This is a genomic window from Natrinema soli, assembly GCF_028618695.1.
In genome coordinates this window covers 1-568 of the sequence record NZ_JAQIVI010000028.1, presented here as the reverse complement: position 1 = coordinate 568, position 568 = coordinate 1, and the positions used below count along the sequence as shown (strand labels likewise).

Annotated in this window: 2 protein-coding genes; both read left to right on the top strand. The window is 68.1% G+C overall.

All coding sequences use genetic code 11. The annotated features are described in order from the left end of the window. On the top strand, positions 1-248 hold a 248-nt coding region (locus PGX04_RS02080), incomplete at its 5' end, for a pyruvoyl-dependent arginine decarboxylase (protein ID WP_273737003.1). A 54-nt stretch (positions 249-302) separates the two neighbouring features. Beyond that, the coding region (locus PGX04_RS02075) for a DUF5811 family protein (protein ID WP_273737002.1) at positions 303-568 on the top strand (266 nt) is incomplete at its 3' end.

Sequence of the window (568 nt, the reverse complement as noted above, 5' to 3'; positions counted from 1 at the left end):
CGGCGCTCGCGTGGTCGCAATCGGTCGACGACGGCCCGGGCCTGTTCTACGAGACCGCGGGCGAGATGGACCGCGAGGACGTCGAACGCCGGGTCCGCGAGGGACTGGCCGCGGGACAGGAGCTTCGCGACTGGCAGTTCGCAGACCCGCGAGCGGCCGTCGAGAGTCGGCAAGCTGATTCGGGTCGGTACACGACAGCGGTCGTTCTCGCCGTCTACGGCGACAGCGAGCCGATCCTCCGGGATTGATCGAAGGCGAACCCTTTTGACCCGGCGGCGCGTTGCTACGGGCACACACTTCTCATGAACGGAAATACGCCGTACGCAGGGCTACCGGGAGAGACTGGTGCTGGGCAGCGTGCAGCGGCGGACGTTCCGGATCTCTCGAGCGCACAGAAACGACTACTCCACCGCGACGTCTCGCGGATCGCCGCCCGTACACGCGAGTTCCTTCCGAACGAATACGTCGTCGACGCCGACGTCTCGACCGGGATGACCGGCCCGCAGGTCACCGTCGCCGTCCGACCGCCGGTCGGTCACGCGGTCAGCGCCGGCTTCACGCCCGACCT